The 23910-nt window shown below is 71.0% G+C and carries 23 protein-coding genes; 7 read left to right on the top strand and 16 right to left on the bottom strand.

Going from position 1 to position 23910, the window contains the following annotated elements; translation table 11 throughout:
* Window positions 1-31: 31 nt before the first annotated feature.
* Window positions 32-1585, bottom strand: coding sequence for a methyl-accepting chemotaxis protein (locus tag LZ017_RS04150; RefSeq protein ID WP_241298810.1), 1554 nt, complete (start codon window positions 1583-1585; stop codon window positions 32-34).
* Between the two features lie 164 nt (window positions 1586-1749).
* The gene (locus LZ017_RS04145) at window positions 1750-2325 is read right to left on the bottom strand and encodes an outer membrane protein assembly factor BamE (RefSeq protein ID WP_241298809.1); all 576 of its coding nucleotides are present in this window, start codon (window positions 2323-2325) and stop codon (window positions 1750-1752) included.
* A gap of 127 nt (window positions 2326-2452) precedes the next feature.
* Between LZ017_RS04145 and LZ017_RS04140 the strand changes: the two genes are divergently transcribed.
* Window positions 2453-3004 carry a hypothetical protein gene (locus LZ017_RS04140; RefSeq protein WP_241298808.1) on the top strand — a complete coding sequence of 184 codons (552 nt, stop codon included), beginning with the start codon at window positions 2453-2455 and terminating at the stop codon, window positions 3002-3004.
* 21 nt (window positions 3005-3025) lie between these two features.
* Here LZ017_RS04140 and LZ017_RS04135 read toward each other — a convergent pair whose 3' ends face one another.
* A complete protein-coding gene (locus tag LZ017_RS04135; RefSeq protein ID WP_241298807.1) occupies window positions 3026-4399 on the bottom strand; it encodes a DUF3422 family protein in 1374 nt (457 codons plus the stop codon).
* Between the two features lie 211 nt (window positions 4400-4610).
* On the opposite strand from LZ017_RS04135, the gene ppk2 reads away from it, so the two are divergent.
* On the top strand, window positions 4611-5843 hold the full coding sequence (gene ppk2 / locus LZ017_RS04130; protein WP_241298806.1) for a polyphosphate kinase 2: 1233 nt from the start codon (window positions 4611-4613) through the stop codon (window positions 5841-5843).
* A gap of 51 nt (window positions 5844-5894) precedes the next feature.
* On the opposite strand, the gene LZ017_RS04125 is transcribed toward ppk2, so the two are convergent.
* On the bottom strand, window positions 5895-6281 hold the full coding sequence (locus LZ017_RS04125; RefSeq protein ID WP_241298805.1) for a VOC family protein: 387 nt from the start codon (window positions 6279-6281) through the stop codon (window positions 5895-5897).
* 149 nt (window positions 6282-6430) lie between these two features.
* Here LZ017_RS04125 and LZ017_RS04120 point away from each other — a divergent pair, with 149 nt between their 5' ends.
* Entirely contained in the window at window positions 6431-7081 is a 651-nt protein-coding gene (locus LZ017_RS04120) for an FMN-binding negative transcriptional regulator (protein WP_241298804.1), read from the top strand.
* Window positions 7082-7092: 11 nt separating this feature from the next.
* Here the strand turns inward: LZ017_RS04120 and LZ017_RS04115 are convergent, their stop codons facing one another.
* From LZ017_RS04115 to LZ017_RS04105, 3 genes are all read right to left on the bottom strand, one after another.
* Window positions 7093-7719 (bottom strand): GNAT family N-acetyltransferase, encoded by a 627-nt coding sequence (locus LZ017_RS04115; RefSeq protein WP_241298803.1) that lies wholly within the window; start codon window positions 7717-7719, stop codon window positions 7093-7095.
* 170 nt (window positions 7720-7889) lie between these two features.
* Window positions 7890-8381: a GNAT family N-acetyltransferase gene (locus tag LZ017_RS04110; protein ID WP_241298802.1), complete on the bottom strand. Its 492-nt coding sequence runs from the start codon at window positions 8379-8381 to the stop codon at window positions 7890-7892.
* Window positions 8382-8405: 24 nt separating this feature from the next.
* Window positions 8406-8954: a hypothetical protein gene (locus LZ017_RS04105; protein ID WP_241298801.1), complete on the bottom strand. Its 549-nt coding sequence runs from the start codon at window positions 8952-8954 to the stop codon at window positions 8406-8408.
* Window positions 8955-9126: 172 nt separating this feature from the next.
* On the opposite strand from LZ017_RS04105, the gene LZ017_RS04100 reads away from it, so the two are divergent.
* Window positions 9127-9618, top strand: a complete 492-nt coding sequence (locus LZ017_RS04100) for a hypothetical protein (protein ID WP_241298800.1) — start codon at window positions 9127-9129, stop codon at window positions 9616-9618.
* On the opposite strand, the gene LZ017_RS04095 is transcribed toward LZ017_RS04100, so the two are convergent.
* A complete protein-coding gene (locus LZ017_RS04095; protein WP_241298799.1) occupies window positions 9615-11510 on the bottom strand; it encodes an AAA family ATPase in 1896 nt (631 codons plus the stop codon). The genes LZ017_RS04100 and LZ017_RS04095 overlap by 4 nt on opposite strands.
* Window positions 11503-11745 (bottom strand): hypothetical protein, encoded by a 243-nt coding sequence (locus LZ017_RS04090; protein ID WP_241298798.1) that lies wholly within the window; start codon window positions 11743-11745, stop codon window positions 11503-11505. The genes LZ017_RS04095 and LZ017_RS04090 overlap by 8 nt, the downstream gene beginning before the upstream one ends.
* A gap of 685 nt (window positions 11746-12430) precedes the next feature.
* Between LZ017_RS04090 and LZ017_RS04085 the strand changes: the two genes are divergently transcribed.
* Together LZ017_RS04085 and LZ017_RS04080 are read left to right on the top strand one after the other, a co-directional pair.
* A complete protein-coding gene (locus tag LZ017_RS04085; protein ID WP_241298797.1) occupies window positions 12431-12952 on the top strand; it encodes a hypothetical protein in 522 nt (173 codons plus the stop codon).
* 418 nt (window positions 12953-13370) lie between these two features.
* Window positions 13371-14921 (top strand): hypothetical protein, encoded by a 1551-nt coding sequence (locus tag LZ017_RS04080; protein ID WP_241298796.1) that lies wholly within the window; start codon window positions 13371-13373, stop codon window positions 14919-14921.
* A 13-nt stretch (window positions 14922-14934) separates the two neighbouring features.
* Here LZ017_RS04080 and LZ017_RS04075 read toward each other — a convergent pair whose 3' ends face one another.
* From LZ017_RS04075 to LZ017_RS04035, 7 genes are all read right to left on the bottom strand, one after another.
* The gene (locus LZ017_RS04075) at window positions 14935-16092 is read right to left on the bottom strand and encodes an AAA family ATPase (RefSeq protein WP_241298795.1); all 1158 of its coding nucleotides are present in this window, start codon (window positions 16090-16092) and stop codon (window positions 14935-14937) included.
* Window positions 16093-16116: 24 nt separating this feature from the next.
* The gene (locus tag LZ017_RS04070; RefSeq protein ID WP_241298794.1) at window positions 16117-16995 is read right to left on the bottom strand and encodes an RNA ligase family protein; all 879 of its coding nucleotides are present in this window, start codon (window positions 16993-16995) and stop codon (window positions 16117-16119) included.
* 314 nt (window positions 16996-17309) lie between these two features.
* A complete protein-coding gene (rsgA, locus tag LZ017_RS04065) occupies window positions 17310-18374 on the bottom strand; it encodes a ribosome small subunit-dependent GTPase A (RefSeq protein ID WP_241298793.1) in 1065 nt (354 codons plus the stop codon).
* 305 nt (window positions 18375-18679) lie between these two features.
* On the bottom strand, window positions 18680-19591 hold the full coding sequence (locus LZ017_RS04060) for a LysR family transcriptional regulator (protein ID WP_277604510.1): 912 nt from the start codon (window positions 19589-19591) through the stop codon (window positions 18680-18682).
* A 15-nt stretch (window positions 19592-19606) separates the two neighbouring features.
* Window positions 19607-19909, bottom strand: a complete 303-nt coding sequence (locus tag LZ017_RS04045; protein WP_241298792.1) for a YciI family protein — start codon at window positions 19907-19909, stop codon at window positions 19607-19609.
* An 8-nt stretch (window positions 19910-19917) separates the two neighbouring features.
* Window positions 19918-20937 carry a zinc-binding dehydrogenase gene (locus LZ017_RS04040; RefSeq protein WP_241298791.1) on the bottom strand — a complete coding sequence of 340 codons (1020 nt, stop codon included), beginning with the start codon at window positions 20935-20937 and terminating at the stop codon, window positions 19918-19920.
* A 128-nt stretch (window positions 20938-21065) separates the two neighbouring features.
* Window positions 21066-21956, bottom strand: a complete 891-nt coding sequence (locus LZ017_RS04035) for a tetratricopeptide repeat protein (protein ID WP_241298790.1) — start codon at window positions 21954-21956, stop codon at window positions 21066-21068.
* Between the two features lie 342 nt (window positions 21957-22298).
* Here LZ017_RS04035 and LZ017_RS04030 point away from each other — a divergent pair, with 342 nt between their 5' ends.
* Window positions 22299-23873, top strand: coding sequence for a diguanylate cyclase domain-containing protein (locus LZ017_RS04030; protein ID WP_241298789.1), 1575 nt, complete (start codon window positions 22299-22301; stop codon window positions 23871-23873).
* The last annotated feature ends 37 nt before the right edge of the window (window positions 23874-23910 follow it).

Here is a 23910-nt window from a genome sequence, read left to right as displayed (position 1 = left end):
GTGGCGCGGGGCCCCGGCCCCTGTCAGCCGGTCAGCCCGCCACCCTGAACTGGGCCACCGTGCCCAGCAGACGGCGCGCCTGCTCGTGCAGGCTCTCGGCCGCCGCGGCGGACTCCTCCACCAGCGCGGCGTTCTCCTGCGTGCTGCGGTCCATCTGCGTCACCGCCAGCCCCACCTGCTGCACGCCGGCGCTCTGCTCGCGGCTGGCGTGGCTGATCTCGGCCATCAGCGCCGCGACGCGCGCGATCGCCTGGCCCACCTGTTGGATGGTCATGCCGGCTCGGTCCACCTGGGCGCAGCCCTGTTCCACGCGGTCATTGCTGCTGCCGATCAGGCCCTTGATCTCCTTGGCCGCCTCGGCGCTGCGCTGCGCGAGCTGGCGCACCTCGCTGGCCACCACCGCGAAGCCGCGGCCCTGTTCGCCGGCGCGCGCGGCCTCGACCGCGGCGTTCAGCGCCAGGATGTTGGTCTGGAAGGCGATCGCGTCGATCACGCCGATGATGTCGGCCACCTTGTGCGAGCTGGCGCTGATCTCGCGCATGGTGCGCACCACCTCGCCGACCGCGCTGCCGCCCTCGTCGGCGATGCGCGCGGCCTCGCGGGCCAGCGTGTCGGCCTGCTGTGCGTGCTGGTCATTGCCACGCACCGTGGCGCCCAGCTGGTCCATCGACGCGGCGGTCTGCTGCAGCGCCGCGGCCTGCTGTTCGGTGCGGCTGGACAGGTCGCTGTTGCCGGTGGCGATCTGCGCCGAGGCGCTGGCCACGCCCTCGGCGTTCAGGCGCACCTCGCGCACCATGCCGGCCAGGCGCTGCTGCATGTGCTGCAGGGCCTTGAGCAGACGGCCGGTCTCGTTGTCGGCCTCGCTCACCTCCACCGGACGGGTGAGGTCGCCCTGGGCCACGCGGTTGGCCACGGCCACCGCGTCATTCAGCGGCCGCGTGATCAGGCGCTGCAGCCACACGCTCAGCGCCAGCGCCGCGAGCGTCGCCGCGCCCAGCAGCAGCAGCACGCGCTGGCGTGCCGACGCGGCGGCCGCGGCGGCGTCGCGCGCGGCCTCCTGCATCAGCTGCTCGCCCTGCTTCACCTGCCGGTCCACCTCGCCCATGTAGGCCAGGTGGCGTGGCAGCATGCGCTCGCTCAGCTGCTGGCGCGCGGCGTCGGTCTGACCCTGCTCCACCATGCGCGTGAACACCTGACGCTCGCTGTGATAGGCCTTGCGCACCACGGCCAGGCGCTCCAGATCGGCACGGCCCTCGGGGCTGTCGAGCAGCTTTTCCAGCTCGGTCAGCGTGGCGGTGGTCGTGCGCGACACCTCGGCGATCTGCTGCGCCTTGTCGCGCACCGCGTCCGCGTCGGGCCAGATCAGCTGGTCGCGCACCAGGCGCGCCACCTGGTTGTTGGCGTTTTTCAGTTCGTGCAGCAGCTTCACGCGCGGGTAGCGGTCGGCCAGCGCGAGCTGGAACTGCGCGTCGATATGGTCCAGCTGCTGCCAGGCCGCGGCGCCCATCAGCGCCATCAACAGCCACAGCAGCCCATTGCCCAGGGCCAGCAGCGTGGCCACTTTCATCTTTCTCAGCGACAACATCTCGAACACCAGGAAGCCTAGGGATAGCCCTGAGTCTGCTGTTGCAGATCAAGCCGTCTCCTGCTGCAAGTCAAGACTGTGTCAGCGCCCGAGCGACCGGGGGGAAGCCGAGAAAAACGCACGGTTCGCCGTCATTTTGCGCGGCGCCTCGGCAACAGGCGGCCTCAACGCTCGAAGGGGAACAGCCGGTCCGGGAAGACCAGGCTGCGGCTGGTGCGCAGCACCACGCCGTCCTTGAAGTGGACGTTGAAGCGCACCGGATAGCCGCCCGGGTCGGGGGCCACGTTCCAGTCCCAGACGTCCTCGCCGCTGAGACGGAAAAACACGCGGCTGCGCTCCAGTCCCAGGCGCCGGCTGACCTGCTGCGCGCTCAGCCCTGGCACGATGGCGGCCAGGCTGTCGGGCGCCAGCCCGTCCCAGACGCGCTGCACCCGGTCCTGGTCATCCAGCCGCACCAGCCAGCAGGTTTGGCCGAAGGGCTGGCTGGAATACTCGAGCGTGCGGCCGCCGTCGGCCTCGGCCCAGGCGCGCTTGGGTTCGCCCCACCAGGCGATGATCTCCGCGCCAGTGCTGCGCCCCGGCTGCAGCCGCGCGTCGCGGCCCGGGCCGGCGCAGCCCTGCAGCAGGGTCAGCGGCGCGGCGCCGGCCAGCAGCAGGGCGGTGCACAGCGCGCGGCGCGCCGTACGTGCGCCATCCTGGGGCGGGGCGGAAGGAAGCGGCGAAGCGGTCAGGGCGTCCATGGCGACATTGTGGCCTCAAGCCCTCTTGTTGCGGGGGTGAGGGGCCTGCAGCCGCGTCCGCCGCCCTAGACTGGCGCCGGCCTCGCGCCGCGCCTTGCTCTCGTCGTCCTTGACACCCCGGTTGCTCATGTCGAGCGTCATCCATCGCCTTGCCCGCATCGCCGTCGTCCTGTTCGCCGCGCTGCCGCTGCAGCCGGCCTGGGCCGGCTGCACCCTGGTCCATGGCCATGGCCGCAACCATGATCCGCGGGACGAGGCCGCCAACCGCCAGTGGGACGCGCTCAACCGCCGCTTCCACCAAGCCGTGATGGAGCGGCTGGCACAGGCCGGCTGGACGCTGGACGGGCTCTGGCTCGGCGTCGCCGAGACCGACCTGCAGGCCAACGCGCAGCGCCTGCTCGATCAGGCGCGCGAGCGCGGCTGCACGCGGGTGCTGGACGGCACCGTGTTCGCCGAGCCGGCCCAGGGCCTGCTGATCCTGCGGCTGCGCCTGCATCCGCTGCTGCAGGCCCAGGGCCCGCTGCGTCCGGGCCTGCCGCCGCGCATCGGCGAGCCGATCTACCAAAGCCGGCGCGAGCTGGCGCTGGAGCCCCGCGTGCTGGAACGCCTGGCGCTGGGCTCCGGCGTCGAGGCCCTGGCCCACGCGATGGCCGAGGAGCTGGCGGCGGCCCAGCCCTGAGGGCCGCACCGGCCGCGCGGCTCAATGCCCGTCGTCATGCAGCCGGCGATGGATGCGCTGCGTGGCCTTCCACACCGACCACAGCACCAGCGGGATCAGCGCGCCGGCCGCCAGCTCCGGGTTCACGGGCAGCCCGGCCGACTTGGCCGCCTTGCCGCCATACAACAGCAGGCTGACCACGTAGTAGGAAATCGCCGCGATGGACAGCCCCTCCACCGTGCTCTGCAACTGCAGCTGCAGCGACTGTCCGCGCGTCAGCTTGGCCAGCAGTTCCTGGTTCTGCGCCTCGCGCGCGATGTCGACCTGGGTGCGCAGCAGCGCGCTGCTGCGCTCGATGCGCAGCGACAGCGAGGCCAGCCGCTGCGCGGTGGCGGCCACCGTCGCGGCCGCGGGCGAGAAGCGCCGGCGCACGAACACCCCCAGCGTCTGGTAGCCCTGCAGCGGCCGCTCGCGCAGCTCGGCGATGCGCTGCTGCACCAGCGCCTCGTAAGCCTGGGTGGCCGAGAAGCGGTAGGCGTGTTGGGCGGTCGCGCGCTCCACCTGCGCGGCCACGCCCAGCAGCGTGTCCAGCAGCGCCTGCTCGGCGCGGCCGCCCTGCACCAGGCTGTCGGTCAGCGCCTGCAGCGCGGCCTCGGCCTCGCCCAGCGTGGGCGCCAGCGACTTGGCCACCGGCAGTCCGCGCAGCGCCATCAGCCGGTAGGTCTCCAGCTCCATCAGGCGCTGCGCGATGCGCCCGGCGCGCGCGCCGCTGGCGCCCGGGCGCATCAGCACCAGCATGCGCTCGAAGCCGTCGTCGCGCAGGCGCAGGTCCGTCATCACCAGCGAATGGCCGCCCTGCATGTCGCCGCCCGCGCCCATCATCGACGCCAGCTTCACGGGGTCGCCGCCCAGCCAGCGCTCGCACAGGCCCAGCGTGGCGCCGGCATCGGACAGCTCGTGCTCCACCAGCGCCAGCTGGATCGCCGCGACCGTGCGCCCGGGAATCGCGGCCAGCCAGGCCGGGTCCACGCGCAGCGCATGGCCCAGCGTCGGCGCGTCCTGGCCCAGGCCGCATTCCGGCGGCAGCGGCTGCACGATGGAATAGCGCGTGAACTCGGTGTGGCGCTCCCACTTCACCGTGTGCCCGCCCAGGCGCAGGCGCAGGAAATTGCCCGCCAGCTGCGCCGGGGCCAGGTCTTGCTGGCCCGGCAGGCGGCGCAGGTGGGCGCATTCGTCCTCGCGGCTCACGCCCTCGTTCAGCACCGCGACATAGACGATCAGCGCCGGCAGCCGGATGCGCGCCGAGGGGCGGGCGTGGATCTCGTTGTGCAGCAGCGCGCGTTGCGCGTCGTCCGGCGGCAGCAGGCGCGCCGCGGGGGCGGTGGCGGGCGGGGGCGGCAGGTCGTCGGGGCACATGGGGCTCTCCCAGGAAACGAAGGGCCGCCCTTGAGGGGGCTTGCGCTCCCATGGGGCGTGCGGCGGCGGGCCACCATTCTGTAACGCCCACCGTGGCGTGGCCGCGACGCGGCGTCGCGACGCCCGGCGGCGCACGGGGCTTGAGTTGCGTCAAGGCCCGCGGGCCGTTCAGCTGCGATGGTCAGGGTTTCAGAATGAGGAGACGCCCGCCATGACTCGCAGCGCCAAGCCCCAGGCCGAACCGCAACCGTCCGCGCCGGCCGATGCCACGCCCCTGCTGAAGCCGGCGATGCGCACCGCGCGCCGCGTGGGGGCAGCCCAGCCCGCCGCGGAGCGTCCGCGCCGTGCCGCGCGCGGCGACATCGCGCCGGCCCAGGACGCCCAGCGCATCGCCCGCCACGTGGTGCGCGAAGCGGTGAGCAAGGCGCAGGCGCGTGAGCTGGAGGCGCTGAAGGACATCGTCGCCAGCGGCGGCCCGGCCGCGCTGGCCAGTTCGGTGCGCGCCATGGTGGCGGGCGCCGCGCCGGACGACGCGCTGGCGCTGCGCCGCGCGCTGCTGGACGAGCTGCACCAGGCCGGCCCCGAGGCGCGCAACCCCGACGAGGAGCTGGCCCCCGACTGGCGCCGCGGCGGCTATCCCTACAAGAACCTGATGTCGCGCAAGGCCTACGAGAAGGAGAAATACCGCCTGCAGGTGGAGCTGCTGAAGCTGCAGGCCTGGGTCAAGTCCACCGGGCAGAAAGTGGTCATCCTGTTCGAGGGGCGTGACGCCGCCGGCAAGGGTGGCACCATCAAGCGCTTCATGGAGCACCTGAACCCGCGCGGCGCGCGCGTCGTCGCGCTGGAAAAGCCCAGCGAGGTCGAGCGCGGCCAGTGGTACTTCCAGCGCTATGTGCAGCACCTGCCCACCGCGGGCGAGATCGTGATGTTCGACCGCAGCTGGTACAACCGCGCCGGCGTCGAGCGCGTGATGGGCTTCTGCAGCGATGCCGAGTACAACGAGTTCATGCGCCAGGCCCCGGAGTTCGAGCGCAACCTGGTGCGCTCCGGCGTGCATGTGATCAAGTTCTGGTTCTCGGTCAGCCGCGCCGAGCAGCGCCGCCGCTTCAAGGAGCGCGAGGCCCATCCGCTCAAGCAATGGAAGCTCTCGCCCATCGACCTGGCCTCGCTGGACAAGTGGGACAGCTACACGCGCGCCAAGGAGGCGATGTTCTTCCATTGCGACATCGCCGAGGCGCCCTGGACCGTGGTGAAGTCCGACTGCAAGAAGCGCGCGCGCCTCAATGCGATGCGCTACGTGCTGCACCAGCTGCCCTATGCCAACAAGGACCTGAGCCGCATCGGCGCGCTGGACCCGCTGCTGGTGGGGCGCGCCAACGTGGTCTACGAACGCGGCGAGTCCGCGCTGCCCGGGGTGTCGCCGCAGGCCGAACTCAAGACCTGACCCCGGGACCCGGCCGGGTGCGCGGCGCCGCGTCCCGGCGGGCCTGCGCGGCTACTGCCCCGCGGGCGGCTGCCAGAGCTCGACCTTGTTGCCTTCGGGATCGAGGACCCAGCCGAACTTGCCGTAGTCGGAGTCATCGGTCTTGTCCAGCACCTCGCAACCCTCGTCCCGCAGGGCCTGCAGCAGGGCCGCCAGGTCGTCGACCCGGTAGTTCACCATGAAGGACGCGCGGCCCGGCGCGAAGGGCTGGCCGTCGGTGGCGCCGATGGACCAGATGGTGCTGCCGCCGGTCGGGCTGCCGGCCTCGTCCGCCCAGCGGAAGGCCGCGCCGCCCCAGGCCTGCACGTCGATGCCCAGGTGGCGCTGGTACCAGGCGCGCAGCGCCACCGGATCCTTCGCCTGGAAGAAGATGCCGCCGATGCCCGTGACTCGTTTCATGTCGAACTCCCGCCGTGGTGGACGGCCGCCGGGCTGGTGCCGGTTCGGCCGGTTGAGGCGAATGAGTTTGTCTTTGCCGCGGCGCACTGGCAAGCTGCGCGGTTGACGGCGTCGGCGGCGCCGATGTCGATCAGGGAGACGCCACGGACATGTACATCAGGAAGGACCACCGGCTGGACGATCGCGACGCGCTCTTCGCGCTGATGGCCCGGCATCCGCTGGGCGCCTGGGTGTGCCAGGACGGGGACGGTGGGCTGGTGGCGAACCATCTGCCCTTTGTGCTGGACCGCGACCGGGGGCCGCATGGCACGCTGATCGGGCATGTGTCGCGCGCCAATGGCGTGTGGCGCGCGCTGGGCCGCGGCGCGCCGTCGGTCGTGATGTTCCAGGGGCCCCAGGCCTACATCACGCCGGGCTGGTATCCGGGCAAGGCCGCGCATGGCCAGGTCGTGCCGACCTGGAACTATGCCGTCGTCCACGCGCACGGCGAGGCACGGGCCATCGACGACCGCGACTGGCTGCTCGCCATGCTCGAACGTTTGACCGAGGCGCAGGAAGCGGGCCACGCGCAGCCCTGGCGCGTGGGCGACGCGCCCGCGGGCTTCATCGATTCACTGGTGCGCGCCATCGTCGGCATCGAAATCCCGATCGCGCGGCTGGAGGGCAAGCTCAAGGCCAGCCAGGACGAAGCGCCCGAGGACCGCCGCGGCACCGTGCAAGGCCTGCGGCAGAGCGCGGACGGCGCGGCCCGCGAGATGGGGCGGCTGGTGCAGCAGGCGCTGGAGGCCGATTCGGTCTAACGGGGCGGCCTTCAGTCGACGGTTGGCGCGGGCCCGTCCTTTGGCGCGGTCGTCGGCCACTCGTGCGCCAGCAGACCGTAGCCGCACAGGCTGATCCAGTCGGGGCCGCTGCCGCGCTGGCGGCGTTCGCACTCGCGGCGCAAGCCCTCCATCCGGAAGCCCAGCCGCTCCAGCAGCCGGCCGCTGGCGCGGTTCTCCGGCTCCACGACGGCCTCGATGCGGTGCGCGCCCATGGCCCCGAAGCCGTGGTCCAGCGCCAGCGCGAGCGCCTCGCTCATCAGGCCCTGGCCCCAATGCTGCGGCAGCAGCCAGTAGCCCAGCTCCATGCGTTGGTGCAGCGCGTCGCGGTCATTGAAGCCACAGGCGCCCAGCAGGATCTGCGGCGCCTGCGGCCGGCACAGCGCCCACCAGCGCCCGCTGCCTTCCTGCTCGATGCGCGCGAACCAGTCCATCTGCGCCCGCGTGGCCTCCAGGCTGTCGTAGTGCACGCCGTAGTGCGCGATCACCCGTGGGTTCGACAGCGCGCCAAACACCGCCTCCAGGTCTTCGTCCCGCAGCGGGCGCAGCAGCAGGCGGGCGCCCCGGAGCGTGGGGGCGCCGGGCTGCGGGAACGGCGGACGGTGGGGTTCTTCTGACATCGCGGGGCTCCTCCCGGGGTTTGCGTTCGAACCGGCCATTCTGGGCGGCGGGTGGCGCCGGTGCCAGGCGGCCGGGACGAGCGGACCGGGCGCGCGGCCCGGCTGCCGGATGACGCGGTGAATGGCGCGTTGGACGGGGTGGCGGGTCCGCCCGGGGGCCGACGCGCGGCTCAGCCCGCGCTGGCCGGCGTGAGGGCCAGCCGCAACTGCGGCCGGATGCGCTGCGGCTCCGCCTCGGTGGGCGCGGGGATCTCGGCAACGCGGACCGCGCCGCAGGCCCGGTAGAAGGGCTCGGCGTTGGGGTCCGAGTCGATGGCGAGTTCGTGGGCGCCATGGCGCCGCAGTGCCTCGATGGCATGCCGCAGCAGTGCCCGGCCCAGGCCGCGGCGCATGAACTGGGGGTGGACCCACAGATGCTCCAGCTCGGGCGGCCGGGCGTCCGCGTGGACCTGGTAGAAGCCGGCGATGCGGCCGTCGACCTCGGCCACGAAGGTCCAGCCCGCGTCGATGGATGCGGGGCTGGGCGTCAGCCCCTCACGCCAGGCCTCCAGCTGCGCCGCCGAATAACCCCAGAAGGCCTTGGCGGCATAGGCAACGGCGCCCAGTGCCGCGGATTCCTGGGCACGGGCGGGGCGAATGATCGAGGTTGGGAGAAGGTGCATGGAACGTGGTGGCGTGGCGGGCGATCACAGCGCGAGGACCCAGCGGGGCTCCAGGCCTGACACGGCGCACCCGCCGACAATGAATTCTGCCCGCTCGGCGGCTGCCAAGTCCTCGTCCTTCAGCAGGCCCATGACCAGCGGCAGGACACGCGGGCCTTGGGTGCCCGGAGCGAACGCGATGTCGACCGGGATCGCGAGCAAGAGTTGCCAGCTCAACACGAGCCCGGCCATGGCCGGGCGGGTCCGAGCCAGCGCCAGCAGGCCGAGGCCCAGCAACAGGACCACTGCGGCGGCGATCGCCGGCACCTGCCAGGCCCCGGGGGAGGGGGTCAGGCTGACCAGCACGCCGGTGGTCAGCGGCACCAGCACCATGGCCGCCAGCATCAAGGGTGCCCGCGGCTGGGCGTTGCGGATTGCTCGCACCGTCAGCGTGGCGGACAGGAGCACGCCCAGAGCTCCCCAGGCGGGTCGGTGATACATGCCGGCCAGCAGCACCAGGGCCGCCGCCACGAAGACCAGCCAGGCGAGCAAGGCGGCGGCTCGCAGGCCAGGCATGTGGGTGGGGGTGTTCATGGCGGGCATCCAGGCGGGGTGGCCGCCGTTGTCATTGCGTCGCGCGGCGATGATAGGGCGTTGGCCGGCCCGGTGGCGGCCCGGGCCCGCACCGCCGCCGCTGTGCGCACCGGTGTGTGCTTGACCTGGCCCCAGAGGCGGCGAAGTCTTCACTCCGGCGGAACTCTCGCCCTTGACTTATCGGGTAAGACCGCTGGGCAGCGGCAAGCCCCGGCTGGCCGAGTTGCTCGCGCAGACCCTGCCCCACGGGCGCTTCGTCGGCCTGCAGCGGCTGGAGGACCCGACCGCGTTCGAGCGCGGCCTGGCGCTGACCGAGGACGAAACCGCCGCGGTGGCCGGTCATCTGGACTGGCTGCGCGACGAGGGAGCGACGGAACTGGCGCCCCTGCGCCTGCTGCTGTCGGCCCTCGAAGCGAAGGGCGGCGAGTTGGCCCTGGTCATCGAGATGATCGAGCAAGGCCTGTCGCGCGCCTCGCAGGAGGCGCTGATGGCGCTGCTGCGCTGGCGCCTGAAGTCGCGCGCCGCGCCGGTCGTCGCGATGACGCGTTCCTCATCCATCCTGGACCTGTCCCGCGTGGGCGCGGGTGAAGCGATCCTCTTCTGCCCGGCCAACCATTCGCTGCCCTTCGTCGTCCCGCCCTTTGCCGGCGCGGCACCCTCCTAGGCCCGCAGCCGCTCCGGCCCAGCGCTGCGGAACTCGGCCAGCTTGCGCGCGTACGGGTCCAAGGCATCCTCCGGACGTTCCAAAGGCAGTCCCACCAGTTCCGCGAAGCGGGCCGGCGCGATCTGCCCGTGGTCCATCAGTTCGTCCACCAGGGCCAGCAGGGCGGTGCGATGGGTTTCGATCAGCCGCGTGGCACGCGCATGCTCGGCCTGCAGCAGCGCCTCGATCGGCGCGTTGCTGGCTTCCACGTCGGTGCAGAGGTTGTCTTCGCTGTCGTTGGACACATCGCTGCGGCCGATGCGCGGGCCGTGGCCCAGGTGGCGCAGCATGCGGGCGGCGGTCTCGGTGGCCTTGCGCAGATCGCTCTCGGCACCGCTGGAGCTCAGCTCGGGTCCGAAGATGAGCAGCTCCGCGGCGCGGCCGGCCAGGCTGGTGCAGATGGAGTCGAGCAGATTGCGGCGCGACCACACCTTGCGCGAGGTGTAGGCGTTGTAGCCGCCCTCGAAGCTGGCCACGTGGATCTTGATCTCCTGCGGCGCGCGGCCGAACAGCAGGGCATGGACCAGGCCATGGCCGGCCTCGTGCACGGCCAGCAGGGCGCGGAAGTCGGCGTTGTTGCGCTGGCGCAGCCGGTTGATCTCGAACGGGGCCGCGATGGCATGCGACTGGCCACGCCAATGCGCGATCAGGCTGCGGCCATCGGCGGTGAGCCCCACGCTATCGCCGGCCGCCGCGCCGCGCTCCAGCGCCCACAACGCCGCCTTGGACAGCCCCGCACCGAGGATGGCATGCAGCGACGAAAACAGCGGCCGGGTGCCCTGGGCGGGGAAGACGGCGTTGGCATAGATCTGCTCGCGCACGCTGGCGTCCACCTCGAAGCGCAGGCCGCTGCGGCTTTGGGTCTCGCGGGCATATCGGACGCAGCCCTGCTCGATCAACTGCTCGTACGCACGGCGCGACAGGGACGGGTAGATCACGTGCTCATTGCCCAGCCGCGCCACCTGCTCGGGCTTGAAGCGTCGGTTGAGCGCCTGCTTGACGTCGATGACGTTCAGCTTGCCGGTGAGCGCATGGAAGATGTCCGCGTCGCTGTCGCAGTCGTCCACGCTGGTGGCCAGGTCCTCGTACATCTCGTCCAGATTGCCGCAGACGAAGACCAGCAACCGGCTGTAATCGGTCTCCCAGCGCTGCTCGCCGCTCTCGCGGAAGGCGCGCAGGCGCTCCTGGAGCTGCTCGGGCGTCCAGGCCATGATCTCCATCAGCGGTGCGTCGAGCTTGAGATTGCGCTGCAGTTCCTTCGCTTCCCAACTGCGCAGCTTGAAGCGCAGTTGGGCTTCGCTGTCCTCGGCGCGTTCGGCGTCGAAAGCTGCCTCGGCAATGGACGATTCGATGTCGCCCAACAGCGAAAGAGAGGGCGGCAATCGGCCATCGGAGAGCAAGGCCCAGACATCCTGGTAGCGCTCCACGCGCAGCTCGCTGCGCTTGTTGTCGATGGTGCGGAAACGCTGGAACTCGTCGAGCGCGAGAATGCCCGGCTCGCCCTCGCGCACGCAGGACTTGGCCAGCATGCCCGAGATGCTCTGCGCGCCGCGCCAGCTCGCGCCGTTGGAGAAGCCGTCCATCTGCACTTCAACGAATCGATCGTAAAAGCCCAGCAGTTGCGCCAGACGGCGCACCAACTGGGTCTTGCCGGTGCCGGTCAGGCCCCACAGGCAGACGATGACGGGCCGCGAGACAAGCTCGGGCAGCACATACCAGGCACGCACCGAATCGATGACGCGGTCAATGATGGCGTCGATGCCGAACAGCTCGGTCTTGAGCTGGGCCGCGATCGCTTGCAACTGCTGGTTTCTCTGCGCCAGTTGCGTGCGCAGTTCCTGGGGATCACTCATCCCATTCCTCTCGTCGCAGCAGCGCCTGCAGCGCCACGCGGTCGGCGCGGCGCTGTGCGCCGCGGCTTTGGATATGTTGGCCTGCGCCGCGCAAGCCACGCTGGCCGAGCGCGCGTGCCACCGGGTCACGCGTGCCGGCGCTCGTTTCGAGCACCAGAGCCATGGGTTGCTTCATGCGGCGCAGGGCCTTGACCCGCCCCTCCTGGAGGGCGCGGGAACGGAGTTGTGCACTCATTGCGGTTTCCGAAATGCAAAGCCCCGGCTCGAGGGCTGCGGGCCTTGCTTGCCGCGCGATCTGAGGCCGTATCTGGGAACAGACACGGTTCAGCCGGGGCATGGGAACCGTGTTCAGTCGATCTTCGAAATGAACAGGGAGGACATAAGGGGATCTCCGTCATGCGGGCGCTGTCGTGGGCGCCTTCAGCAATAGGGTGCGAATCATGCGGATGCCGATGCAAGTGCGCAAGCGGCTGCGTTGTGGGGTGCCAACGCGGCGCGCGTGGACCGGCTTTCGCCGCGACGGTGGATTCCGAGTCTGATCCGACATGGACACCTCGCCGGGCATTCGGCCGGAACCCCGGCGAGCGCAGTCAACAGGCCAAGTCGTCGTTCTTTGCCGGCATACGGAAACGGTACTGCCCGTGGGGCCACCTCGCGGATTGTCTGGGCGCAAACGCCATGGCCACGATGCCCACATGACCGAACGGACTGGTGAGAACCACAGCTACGCGAACGATGGAAGCTTGGCTATTCTTGGTCCCGGATCTATGGGCTCGGCGGGGTGAGGATGGCGTCGTTCCAACCGATGCCGGTGCCATGTCGTCGTGATCCGACCTTGGGCAGTACCTTGTGGTGTGCCGCTTGATGCGCTGTGCGTCGAGCGAGCCCCGTGTCTGCGACTTCGCTTCAAACCGGGCCCCATGAAAAACACGCTCATCCGCCCTGCGGCCGCCGTGCTTCTCGGCATCCTGCTTCACGCCCATGCGCTGGCCGAGGAGCCCAGGGCTCAGCATGGCATCAAGGAGGACGAACCCCGCACCGGCACGCTGCTGCGCCGCGATTCGGTGTTGCCCTTCTCGATTCCCATCAACAGAAGCTATGCGCAGCTGAGCGCCGACGATCGAGCCAAGCTGCACGATTGGTGGGAAGGTATTCGTGAAGGAGACGAGCCGCCATTTCCGGAGGCCGGGCTCAAGCCCATCTTGGACGCGATGCGGAAGGCCCAGGCCAAGCTTCTCGTGAACGGGGAGCTCTTTCTGATTGCCAAAGTCGACGCCCACGGCGATGTCGCGTCCGTCGATGCGCTGGGATCGCCCAGCGCGGAAATGACGCAGTTCGCCGCGTCGGTGATGTTTCTCACCAAATTCAAACCGGCAGTTTGCTCGGGTCGACCGTGTCGTATGGACTTCCCGCTCCGATACAAGTTCGAGGTGACGCATTGAGGGCCGGCGCCCGCCTTTGCCGCGCCGCGAACGCGGGGAGGCACCGCGTCCGCGATGCTTGGGCGCACCGGCCGACGACGGTCAGGGCCTGTCGGCCTTGAGTCCTCGGCGGCTGAAGCGAATCGGCGCCTTTCTACTGGCGGCCGGCTTGGTCCTCGCGCTGGCATCGACCTGCGTGTCGGTGGTCCGGTTCGTTCGGGCGGACGCCTGCCTGGATGGCGGAGGCCGCTGGAACGACGAGAAGCGGCTGTGCGAACCGTGATCGGGTGGATGGCGCTCCTTGGGTCGCCCATCGCCCACCCGGCCGGGCCTCTCCCTACAGCCTGAGCGCCCCGCGCCGATAGCACGGAGAGAAACCAGGGTCCGCGCGCCAGGCCGCCAGAGCCGCGCCGGGCCTCGCCGCCAGGGAGGGCGCACCATGACCGCCATTTCGTCGACGGGCTCCGGCTTGCTCGATCGCATCGCCGCCAGCCGCGCCGCGTTGAACCGCCCCTACAAGGCGCCCGGCCGCGAGGCCGAGGCCCCGGCCCAGGCCGATCCCGCGCGCGCGCCGACCCGCGTCACGCTGGGCAGCGGCGCCGCCAACGATGTGGTCTACGCCAAGCCGTCGGCCGCCGCCTTCCAGCCGCAGCGCGCCTGGGCCAGCTCCGCGCGCGACGACATCAGCAGCCTGATGGCGCGCAACAGCGCGAACACCGGCGCGGTCCCGCTGGCCGAGCGTTGGCGCGGCCTGGGCGGCGCCTTGCTCGCCCAGCTGGCGGATTCGCCGACCTCGTACAAACAGACGCTGGCCGACTATGTCGAGCCCGTGGCGGACGCGGCCGGCGCCGCCGCCACCGAGGCCGCCGCCGACCCCGAGGCGCTGCGCCAGCAGGCGCTCAGCGGCGTCGCGACCCAGGCCGCCACGGTGGAACTCAAGGTCCAGACGCGCTCCGGCCAGACCCTGGAACTCAGCATCGCCGTCAACGACGGCAGCCTGGGCGGCACCCGTGGCCTGCAGGTGCAGCTCAAGAGTTCCGGTCCGCTGGACAGTGCCGAGAAGGCCGCGCTGGCCCATCTGTCCGAGGGCCTGGACCGGGCGCTCGAAGGCCTGGGGCAGGGCGCGCCGCAGCTCGACCTGGCTCAGCTGATGAGCGTGGACAAGCAGGTGTTCACCAGCCTGGACCTCAAGGTCGAGGACCCCCGAGGCCTGGGGCCCAACGCGGCGCCGGGTGCCTTGGGGTCCTTCTCGCTGCAGCTGGGCCCGGAAACGAAGAACCTGTCGATGAAGAGCGCGAACGGCGAGATGTCGATCCGCGTCGACGCTGCCTCGCCGCTGGGCCAGGGCAGCGCGGCGCAACGGCGCTCCGCGGTCGACAAAATGCTCCAGCAGATCGACGCCGCCGCCGAACGCGGCCATGCGGACGCGCAGCTGGTGGCCCGCTTCAAGGACGGGTTCAAGCAGTTGCAGGCGCCTCCCGCCGACGCGGCGAAGCCCGGCGTCGAGGCCCCGGACGCCGCCAGGCCGGCGCCGTCGTCGCCGCTGAAGGCCGAGGTCGACTCGCTGCGCAGCGGACTGGCCGACTTCGAGGCCAGCTTCTCCGGCGCTACCAGCAAGAAGAACCGCTATGGCGGCCTGAAGGAGCAGGGGCACGCCGAATACACGGCCAGCCAGCACACCAGCAGCAAGCCCAACAGCGCGGGCGGTGGCGACGCCATCACCGAGACCCGCAGCGAGAAGCTCCGTGCCGACTACCTGCGCACGCGCACCCTGATGCTGGACCCCGGCAGTGGCAACTACGACTCGACCCAGATCCAGGACGAGAAGACCGTCACCACGCTGATCGAGACCGCCAAGAACCAGGTCGCCCGCGCGCTGCGCAAGACCGACGAACACAAGCGGCTCAGCTTCGATGTGCTGGAGAACCACCGCGTGACCGCACACCACGAGGCGCCGCAGGACCGGAGCTACGTCGAACGGCTGCGCTGAGGCCCGGCCGCGATCAGGGGCCGTGGCCCGCCGGCGTCACGTCGTACCGCAGCTCATGGGCTTCCCAGGGCAGCGGCACTTCCCAGCGGTGCAGCATGCGCTCCAGGTCTTTTTGCTTGAGCGTCGTGTCGCGGTCGGCATTGCGCTTGAAAAGCGTGGGGCAGGGCACTTCCAGGTAGACCAGGCGCACCTGGGCGTCGTAGGCGAACAGCAGGTCCAGGGTCTTGCCGCGCATCTGTTCGCTGAGGTGGGTGGCGTTCCAGACAAAGGGCGCGTGGCGGCGCAGCAGCGCCTTGGCCTTGTCGATCGCGCGATGCGCCGCCAGGCCGTCGTTCTCGCCATGCTTCAGCCCGAGTTCCGCCTTCGCGTCGTCGAAGGACACGACCTCAAGGCCCCGTGCATGGCGCGCCACCCAGCTGTCCTTGCCGCAGGCCGGCAGCCCGCACAGCACCGTGACCTGCGACCCGGGCCGCTGGAACAGCGGCGTGTCCAGATGCACCGAGGCGCCTCGCGCATACATCAGGCGCGTGTGCGCCGAGGCCGCCGCGCGCGGGCCGTCCCAGCAGCCGTCTTCGCGCGCCAACTGCTCGAACAGCGCGATGTCGTCCAGGCGCGCCTGCTGGTCGGCGCAGAGGCGGCCCTGCATGTCGGCGCGCGCCACGCAGATGAGGTCGGGCAGGTCCAGGCTCCAGGAGAGCCGCCGGGCGATGAACTCCGGCGACTCGCCGCGCCGCGAGTCGAAGGCGAAGAAGGGCACCTGGTGCACGGCGATGAGGCGGCACACGGCCTCGCGCAGCGCGAAGGGCAGGCCCGCGCGCCACAGCAGCCCGCGAACGTCCACCGCGCCACGGCGCGAATGGCCGGGCTGGCCGATGTCGCCCGTCACCGGATCGATGACCGTGGTTTCGGGCTTGCACAGGTCATGCAGCAGCGCGGCCAGGAACAGCCGTTCGCGGCGCTCGCCGCGGGCCGATTGGAAGTGCTCCGAGGCCAGCAGCGCGTCCAGCACCATGCGCGTATGGATGCCGACATTGCCTTCGGCGTGGTGGCGCGGACTTTGCGGCGTGGTCTCCAGCGCGCGCAGGCGCGGGAAGACCTCGCAGCAATCGGCCCAGTCATAGCCGGCGCTGGCGTGGGTGGGGCACAGCGCGCGAATCGTTTCGTGGTTCATGTCTTTCTCCTTGCGGACGGGCGTTCAGCGGCCGTCCCAAGCGGGCGCCCAGCCCGCCATGGCCCGTGGCGCGTAGAGGTCCGCCTCCGGCGCCAGCCCATTGGGAATCAGCGGGCGCGTGCTGTGGTGCGAGCCCGAATCGAGGATGGTCTGCACGAAGTCCGGGCGCACCCACTTGTAGCGTTCGAGCACCCGGTGCTCGTCCTCGACCTTGGCGTAGAGCCCCTCCGCCAGTTCCGAGGTGTCGGTCTGCTGCCAGGCCAGCGCCAGGTCCAGGCACTGCCGCCGCACGGACTGCTCGAAGGCCTCGCGCCACCGCGTGCTCTTGGCCAGCGAGGGCCGCACGAGTGCGCGCAGCGCCTTGACCTCGCGCGGCAGCGGGCCCGTCCGCAGCACCGGCACGCTGACGACGGGCCCGCCCGCCAGCAGCGCATGCCGCCGCGGCGTGCTGAGGAACACCTGCTCCACGCGGTCGTAGATGTCGAACTCGCAGAACCAATGCGGCAAGCGGTCGTAGCTGACGGAGTGCTTGGCGTACAGCCATTCGCCGTACATCACATAGCGGTCTTCGAGGCGCGCAAGAAGCCAGGACTCGTGCGCGCAGGCCCAGGGCTTGAGCGGCGCGAACTGCCGCTCGCGGCCTCCGCCGACGAGGTAGTGGCCGCGCGACTGCAGCAGCAGTTCGCCGCCGCTGGTGAAGGAGATGCCGACGTTGGCACCGTCGAGCTTCTCTTCGACCACGGCAGGGCGACCCGCCAGCGCGGCCAGGCGGACGTGTTCGTCGCCTTCGTCGCCGGGTTGCAGGCGCGAGCCTTCGAGATGCGGAGTCCTGGGGTACTTCAGGATCTCCAGGGAGTGAGGGGAAGGGGCGACGGACGGCGTCGACCCCGTGTGCACGGACATGATCGTCTCCTGGTTCGATGGAACGAACCGACGACTGGGCGTGCGCGATGCATGTCGGGCTGAGGGTCCGCCGCCTGCATGGCGTGGGCGGGGAGGACACGGAGAACGGCTGCAGCGGCCGTGCTCATGGCGGGCATGAGACGGATGGCGGTCGACGGCTTAAAGGGCGGCGATGCAGCGGGACACGATGAACTCCGTGAGGCGAGCGGTGGGTGAAGGCTGCGCAGTCTAGGGACCCGGCCCCGGCGGCGCAAGCCCGCCCGTGTCGCCGCGGCAACGTGCCGCGGCGACACGGGCCCACGGGCCCGCGGTGCTCAGGACCTCTTCTCGCGCGCGCGCTTGCTGCCGGCCTTGCCGATCGCCTTCCATTTGCTTCGCTGCGCGATGCGCTCCAGCGCCGTCATCTCGCCGCGCTGGGCGTCGCGCATCAGCTTCTGGTAGTTCTCCAGCCGGTCGGCATCCACCTGGGCGGCCACGGCGCAGCCCGGCTCGCCGTCGTGGTGGCAGTCGCGGAAGCGGCAGTGCTGAGCGAGGGCCTGCACATCGTCGAAGGTCTCCGCCAGCGTGCGCGCATCCGCGTCGGGCCGGAAGGTGCGCAGGCCCGGCGTGTCGATGATGCAACCGCCGTGCGCACAGCGGTGCAGCGAGCGCGCCGTGGTCGTGTGGCGGCCTCGGCCGTCGCCCTTGCGCACCCCGCCCGTCGCCTGCCCGGCGTCGGTCAGCGCGTTGATCAGCGTCGACTTGCCGACGCCCGATGAGCCCAGCACCACCAGGGTCTGGCCGGCATGCAGCCAGGGCGCCAGTTCGGCGCAGCCCTGGCCGGACAGGGCGTTCACCGGCAGCACCGGCACGGCGGCGGGCAGCCGGGCGCGCATCTCCGCGATGCGTTGCGGCGCGTCCGGTGCCAGGTCTTGCTTGGTCAGCACGACGACTGGCGTCACCTCGCAGGCGCGCACCATCGCGAGATAGCGCTCCATGCGGCGCGCGTTGAAGTCCGCGTCCAGCCCCATCACGAGCAGCGCGGTGTCGACGTTGCTGGCCAGCGGCTGGCGACGGCCGTCGTTGGCGCGGCGCGCGAGCTGCGTGACGGGGTCGACGCGTTCCAGGATCCAGGCCTGGCCGTGCGCGTCCTCCTGCACGGCGACCCAGTCGCCGATGGTCAGCGCCTGCGCGGTGGCCTGCAGGTGCTGTACCAGCCGGGGCAGCGCGCGCGCCTGCTGCTCGGCGCGGCCGTCATGCAGCATGAAGCAATCGCGCTGCGATTCGATCACGCGCGCCAGGCGCGTGCCGGGTGGGGAGGCCGCGAGCTGCGCGGCGCGGGTGGCGATGAGGGGAGTGAGCCCGAGCGCGTGCAGCGTCTCGAAGTCGAGGTCGATCATGGGAATCCATTGAAGACGGGCTGGGTCCGCGCGTGCGCGGAACTATCCATGCGCGCGGGCGCATGGCACCAAGGGGTGGGGAGCCGGCCGCGGCTGACGCGGCGATCAATGGACCCGCAGAGAGGGCGGGGTCAGCGGCGCTGGGCGCTCAGGCAGCCGGCCAGGAGAAGGGCGACACGATCTGCTTGTTCCATGGTCTTCTCCTGTGGCTGCGTTGATGAAGGCGCAAGTCTGCCAGTGGCGGGCGGCCCGCGTCAATCGAGGCGTAGCGGGTCCGCTGTCCGCGAAGGGCGAAGCGCGGATGGCTAAGTGAGCAGGGGCGCGAGGCGGCCCATCACATGGTCCATGAACGCATGGACCTTGAGCGATTGCCGGCGGTTGAGTGCGTAGACGAAGTGAATGCCGGCCTCCTGCACCGTGCTCGCGCAGGGATGCCCGGCGAGCAGCGGGACCAGTCGTCCGTCCTCGAGCGCGTCGCGCACCAGCCAGTACGGCAGCATGGCGATGCCCAGCCCGGCCTCGGCCGCCTGCAGCAGCGCCTCGACGTCGTTGGCCACGAAGCCGCCTTGCGGCAGGTGCTCGACATAGCCCTCGCCCTCGGGCCGCAGAAAGGTCCACACGACCCGCTCCCCGGCGCGGCGGTAGCGCAGGCAGCGGTGTGCCGCCAGGTCCGCGGGGCTGCGCGGCACCGGCTGCCCCTGCAGATAGGCGGGCGCGCAGACAAGGACGCGCCGATAGCGACCCAGCGGCCGGCTGATCAGGCTGGAGTCGCCCAGCGCGCCGATGCGAACGGCCAGGTCCGTGTCCGTCTCGACCAGATCGACATAGTCGTCGGTCAGCGTCAGCTCCAGCGTGACCTGGGGATGGGCGGCCAGGAACTCGGGGACCAGGGGCGTGAGGAGTCGCTTGCCGAACACGCGGGGCGCGCTGAGCTTCAGCCGCCCGCGCGGCGCGTCGCCGAAGGCCGCGATGTGCTCGTGCACCGCATCCAGTTCCGCCAGCAGCGCGTCCACCCGCTGCTGGTAGGCCTCGCCAGCCTCCGTCAGCGAGAGACGGCGCGTCGTGCGCGTGAGCAGCTTCACGCCGAGCTGCGTCTCCAGGCCATCGACATGGCGCGACACGCTGGACGGCGCCAGCCCGAGCCGATCACCGGCCTCGGTGAAGCTCAAGGTCGCCGCGACCTTCTGGAACACGCGCATCGCCGCCAGCATGTCCATGGTGGCGCTCCGTGGCTAGGCCGCCAGCTCCCCGAGCAGCGCCGCCTGCGCGCCGGCGGCGAATCGGTTGGGTTCGAACTCGATGACCTGGTACTGCGCAACCTTCTCGCGGTGGAAGGGATCCTCCGCCAGCACCGCGTCGAGCTCGCGGCGCGACAGGCCGCGGGCCAGGATCGCGCCGCCAATGCGCGGTACCTGCGGACCGGAGGCCACGAAGTGCCCCGCCGCGTAGTGCCGGTCCAGAAAGGCGCGGTGCTCGGCCAGATGCTGTTCCACGACCGTGAGCGGCTGCAGATAGTGAAGCAGGACGATGAACATGGAATCCGTCAGAGGGTGAGAACGACCTTGCCCAGCAGTGTGCCCGACTCCAGCCGCCGGTGCGCCTCGGCCGCGCGCTCCAGCGGCAGCACCTGCTCCACATGGGGTCGCAGCCGGCCGCGGGCGAGCAGATCCAGCACCTGGTCGAGGTCCCGGCGGCCACTGCCGCGGCAACCCAGCAGCTCCAGCCGGTTCGCGAACACCGCCTTCAGATCGAGCGTGGCCTCGGTGCCGGTGGTCACGCCGCCCAGCACCAGACGGCCTTGTGGGGCCAGCGCGGCGACGGATTGCGCGAAGGTCTGCGCGGCCACATGCTCGAACACCAGCGCCACGCCCTGGCCGCCCGTCAGCTCACGCACCTGTGCGGCCAGCTGCGGGCCGGGTTCGACCACCGCATCCGCTCCCACGGCCCGCAGCGCCTCGCCGCGCTGCGTCCCGCGGCAGACCGCGATCACCCGCGCGCCCGCCTGGTGCGCGAGCTGCACGGCGGCATGGCCCAGCCCGCCGCTCGCGCCCAGCACCAGCACCGACTCGCCCGCGCCCAGGCGGCCGCGCCGCAGCATGGCGGCCGCGGTGGCGTAGGTGAGGGCAAAGCTCGCCGCCGTGATCCAGTCCAGGCCTTCCGGCACGGGCACCGCGTTGCGGGCCGGCAGCCTGGCATAAGCCGCGTAGCCGCCGTCGATGCTCGAGCCCACCGTGCCGAAGGCCTGGCACAGGTTGTCCTCGCCCTGCAGGCAATGCCCGCAATGGCCGCAGGACAGGATGGGGGCCGCGAGCACCCGTTCGCCCACGCGGCGATCGCGGACCTGCTCACCGATCGCGACGATGGTGCCCGCGAAGTCGGTGCCCGGAATGCGCGGCAGCGGCACCTGGAACACCCGGCCTTCGCGCAGCAGCAGGTCCAGCCGGTTGACGCCACAGGCCTGCACCTGGACGAGCACCTCGTCGGCGGCGGGTTGGGGCGTGGGGACCTCGACCCGGGCGAGTGACTCCGCCGGGCCATACCGTTCGATGTGGACTGCACGCATGTGAACCCCGTGATTCCGCAGGAGTGGAACAAGGCCTTCACTGTAGGAAGGCGCACGCCGCGGAAACAGCGGTGGCCACGCACAACACTTTTCGATGCCGCGGCGGGGGGCGCCCGCGGCAACGCCGATCAAGGCACGCCGGCCCCGGCCAGCGCGCATTCGAAGCGCAGCAGGCGGTCGCCAGCGCCCTTGCCGGCGCGCGGTGCCCCACGCCCGTCCGCGTCCGCGCTCCAGTGCTCAAGCACCCGTCGCGCCGCCTCGGGCGACGCCGTGCTGAGACCCAGCACATGACGGTCCGGCCAGCCGGGCTGCGGATCGCGCTCGGCGTCGTGCTCGTGCGGTGTCCCTTCGCTGCACTGTTGGCACAGCACGCGGACATTGGTGGTCCAGACCTCGTGGGCGATCCGGGCCGCGGCCAGCGCCGTGGTCAGGGCCTCCAGATCGGCCGCATCGCGCGTGCGCACCTCGGCTTCATAGGTGCTGTTCGCGGACGGCTCGAACAGCGCCAGCACGTTGAAGACCGGGTAGCTGCGCCCCTGGTGTTGGCGTTCGCCCGTAGGGGCGCCATCGTGCAGGACCACGTCGCCGGCCCTGAAGCCGGAGGCGGGATAGGGAATGTTCCCCACGACGACCCGCACCGGGTCGATGCGCAGCCCCCACACGACCTCGCCCTGATCGTCCGGATTCAGGCGCACCGGGGTGATGCCGAAGTCTTCCTCGATGGGGCCTTGGCCCGCCGCAATCTGCAGTCCGGCGCGGCGCCAGGCGTCGCGCGCCGCGGGCCAGTCGCGCAGCGCCGTCGCCGCGATGCCCATGTTCCAGTGGGCCGCCTCGTTGTCGGCGTCCAGCTCCGAGGCGCGACGGCTGTGCCGTAGCGACTCGGCCCAGGCGCCGCGGTATTTATGCACCAGGCCGATGTTGTAGTGCGTCGTGGCGTGGTCGGGGTCCAGCGCCAACGCACGTTCGTAGAGCGGCAACGCGGCCTCGAGATCGTCCAGCGCGGCCGCTTCGTCAAGCAATTGCTCGACGGACCCGCGGCGCAGGGGGGCGGATGGCGGGCGCAAGAGGATCTCCCTGGACAGTGGACGTGACGGGCCGCCTTTATACGACGCGTGAACGCGCAGACCGTGATGAAGTTCTCTCCGATGAATCACATATATCAAATTGATCAATTTAGAATTTGCTTGCTTTTGATCAACCTTCCGGGCCTCTGGCGGCCCTCCCCCTTGCGCGTTCCCGCCTCCGCCGCATCCTGACCCCGAGCCCTTGCCCGGCGAAACGATGGATGGCCGGCGCGAACGCTCGCGGTTGCCCATGCTCGACCGTCGAGCGGGTGGCGAGCCAGATACCGGCCCGTCGTCATGCTGAGCACCTCCACCCTCTTCGTTGCGCTGTTCGCCGCCTTGGCCCTCTTCGGGCTGACGCTGGTCGTTGCCCGGCGCTCGCTGCCGCAAAGCCCGGAGCTGGGCCTGTGGGCGCATGGGACCTGGCTGAACATCGCCGGGTTCGCGCTGACCATCTCGCGGGTCGTGGGGCCTGAATGGCTGGCCATCGTCGGCGGCAACGCGTGCGTGATGGCCGGGCTGTGGTGCTATGCCCATGCGCTGCGCCGCTTCGTCCTCGGGCGCGCCGCCGGGCCGGCGCATCCGAGCCTGTTCGTGCTGGGGCTGGGGGCGCTTCTTCTCATCGTCAACCAGCCGCTGCCCGTCCGGACCGCGGTGCTGTCGCTGTTGTTCGCGCTGCAGATTTTCCCGATGGCGCGTCTCGTCTGCACCCATGGGTGGCAGGCCGAGCCGTCGCTGCGCACGGTCTGCCTCTCCCTGGCCCTGACGGTCTTCGCGCTGATCGTGCGCGCGGTCCATGCCACCGTGTCGCCCGGCGAGTACGCCGATTTCTTCCAGGCCAGTGCCGGCAATGGCATGACCTACCTGGCTTCCTTTCTGTTCCCGCTGGGGGCGGGCATCGGGTTTGTTCTGGCCTGCCTGGAGCGCATGACGCGCAGCAAGGTGGCGCTGTCGGACCAGCTGCAGCAGCTCAGCCGTCTGCAGCAGGCGATGCTGGACACCGAGCTGATCGGCATCGCGCGGCTGCGGGATCGACGCACGGTGTGGGCCAACCGGGCGCTGGAGCGCATGTTCGGCTACGACGCGGGCGAACTGGCGCAGCTGCCCAGCCGGCTGCTGTACCTGGACCAGGAAACCTACGATGCCCAGGGCCGGGAGGCCAGCCCCGTTCTGCAATCCGGCGGCACCTACCGCACCCAAATGCAGATGCGCAGAAAGAATGGCGAGCTCTTCTGGGCCGAGATGAGCGGGGTCATGCTGGGCCCGGAGCATTGCGAGTCGCTGTGGATGCTGCAGGACATCACCGAGCAGCGGCTGCAGCAGCAGCGCGTCCAGGACATCGCCTTCCACGATCCGCTGACCGGCCTGCCCAACCGGCTGGTGCTGGCCGACCGCATCCGCCAGACGCTGCTGCAGGGCGAGCGAACCCAGTCCAGCTTCGCGCTCTGCTTCATCGACCTCGACGGCTTCAAGGCGGTCAACGACGAACGAGGCCATGACGCCGGCGACCTCCTGCTGAAGGAAGTGGCACACAGGCTGCAGGCCTGCGTGCGGGCTAGCGACACGGCGGCGCGGCTGGGCGGCGACGAGTTCGTCCTGCTGCTGGCGCCGGTCGACAGCCAGGACGACTGCGACGAGATCCTGCGCCGCGTCCTCTCCAGCATCGCCCAGCCGGTCGTGCTGGGCGACGGGCCGGCCGCCGTGGTCACCGCCAGCATCGGGGTCGTCCTGCTCCCCGGCGTGCAGGGCGGGCCCGACGACTTGCTGTCGTGCGCGGACCAGGCCATGTACCGCGCCAAGCGAGCCGGGCGCAACCAGGTCTGCTACTGGGGGGCGGAGCCCGCCACTCAGCGCGCGGCGCTCAGGACCTAGCCTGCCCGCCTTCCTCTCGCCGCCGGGGGCGAGGGCC

The sequence above is a fragment of the Pelomonas sp. CA6 genome, assembly GCF_022549225.1.
Lineage (GTDB): Bacteria > Pseudomonadota > Gammaproteobacteria > Burkholderiales > Burkholderiaceae_C > Roseateles.
The sequence above is the reverse complement of the archived record's forward strand: the minus strand, read 5'-3'. Positions and strand labels throughout refer to the sequence as shown.

Bases quoted from the DNA above. Each gene is read 5' to 3' on its own strand.
- LZ017_RS04150 (WP_241298810.1), bottom strand. From the start codon at position 1,585: ATGTTGTCGCTGAGAAAGATGAAAGTGGCCACGCTGCTGGCCCTGGGC.
- LZ017_RS04145 (WP_241298809.1), bottom strand. From the start codon at position 2,325: ATGGACGCCCTGACCGCTTCGCCGCTTCCTTCCGCCCCGCCCCAGGAT.
- LZ017_RS04140 (WP_241298808.1), top strand. From the start codon at position 2,453: ATGTCGAGCGTCATCCATCGCCTTGCCCGCATCGCCGTCGTCCTGTTC.
- LZ017_RS04135 (WP_241298807.1), bottom strand. From the start codon at position 4,399: ATGTGCCCCGACGACCTGCCGCCCCCGCCCGCCACCGCCCCCGCGGCG.
- ppk2 (WP_241298806.1), top strand. From the start codon at position 4,611: ATGACTCGCAGCGCCAAGCCCCAGGCCGAACCGCAACCGTCCGCGCCG.
- LZ017_RS04125 (WP_241298805.1), bottom strand. From the start codon at position 6,281: ATGAAACGAGTCACGGGCATCGGCGGCATCTTCTTCCAGGCGAAGGAT.
- LZ017_RS04120 (WP_241298804.1), top strand. From the start codon at position 6,431: ATGTACATCAGGAAGGACCACCGGCTGGACGATCGCGACGCGCTCTTC.
- LZ017_RS04115 (WP_241298803.1), bottom strand. From the start codon at position 7,719: ATGTCAGAAGAACCCCACCGTCCGCCGTTCCCGCAGCCCGGCGCCCCC.
- LZ017_RS04110 (WP_241298802.1), bottom strand. From the start codon at position 8,381: ATGCACCTTCTCCCAACCTCGATCATTCGCCCCGCCCGTGCCCAGGAA.
- LZ017_RS04105 (WP_241298801.1), bottom strand. From the start codon at position 8,954: ATGAACACCCCCACCCACATGCCTGGCCTGCGAGCCGCCGCCTTGCTC.
- LZ017_RS04095 (WP_241298799.1), bottom strand. From the start codon at position 11,510: ATGAGTGATCCCCAGGAACTGCGCACGCAACTGGCGCAGAGAAACCAG.
- LZ017_RS04090 (WP_241298798.1), bottom strand. From the start codon at position 11,745: ATGAGTGCACAACTCCGTTCCCGCGCCCTCCAGGAGGGGCGGGTCAAG.
- LZ017_RS04085 (WP_241298797.1), top strand. From the start codon at position 12,431: ATGAAAAACACGCTCATCCGCCCTGCGGCCGCCGTGCTTCTCGGCATC.
- LZ017_RS04080 (WP_241298796.1), top strand. From the start codon at position 13,371: ATGACCGCCATTTCGTCGACGGGCTCCGGCTTGCTCGATCGCATCGCC.
- LZ017_RS04075 (WP_241298795.1), bottom strand. From the start codon at position 16,092: ATGAACCACGAAACGATTCGCGCGCTGTGCCCCACCCACGCCAGCGCC.
- LZ017_RS04070 (WP_241298794.1), bottom strand. From the start codon at position 16,995: ATGTCCGTGCACACGGGGTCGACGCCGTCCGTCGCCCCTTCCCCTCAC.
- rsgA (WP_241298793.1), bottom strand. From the start codon at position 18,374: ATGATCGACCTCGACTTCGAGACGCTGCACGCGCTCGGGCTCACTCCC.
- LZ017_RS04060 (WP_277604510.1), bottom strand. From the start codon at position 19,591: ATGGACATGCTGGCGGCGATGCGCGTGTTCCAGAAGGTCGCGGCGACC.
- LZ017_RS04045 (WP_241298792.1), bottom strand. From the start codon at position 19,909: ATGTTCATCGTCCTGCTTCACTATCTGCAGCCGCTCACGGTCGTGGAA.
- LZ017_RS04040 (WP_241298791.1), bottom strand. From the start codon at position 20,937: ATGCGTGCAGTCCACATCGAACGGTATGGCCCGGCGGAGTCACTCGCC.
- LZ017_RS04030 (WP_241298789.1), top strand. From the start codon at position 22,299: ATGCTGAGCACCTCCACCCTCTTCGTTGCGCTGTTCGCCGCCTTGGCC.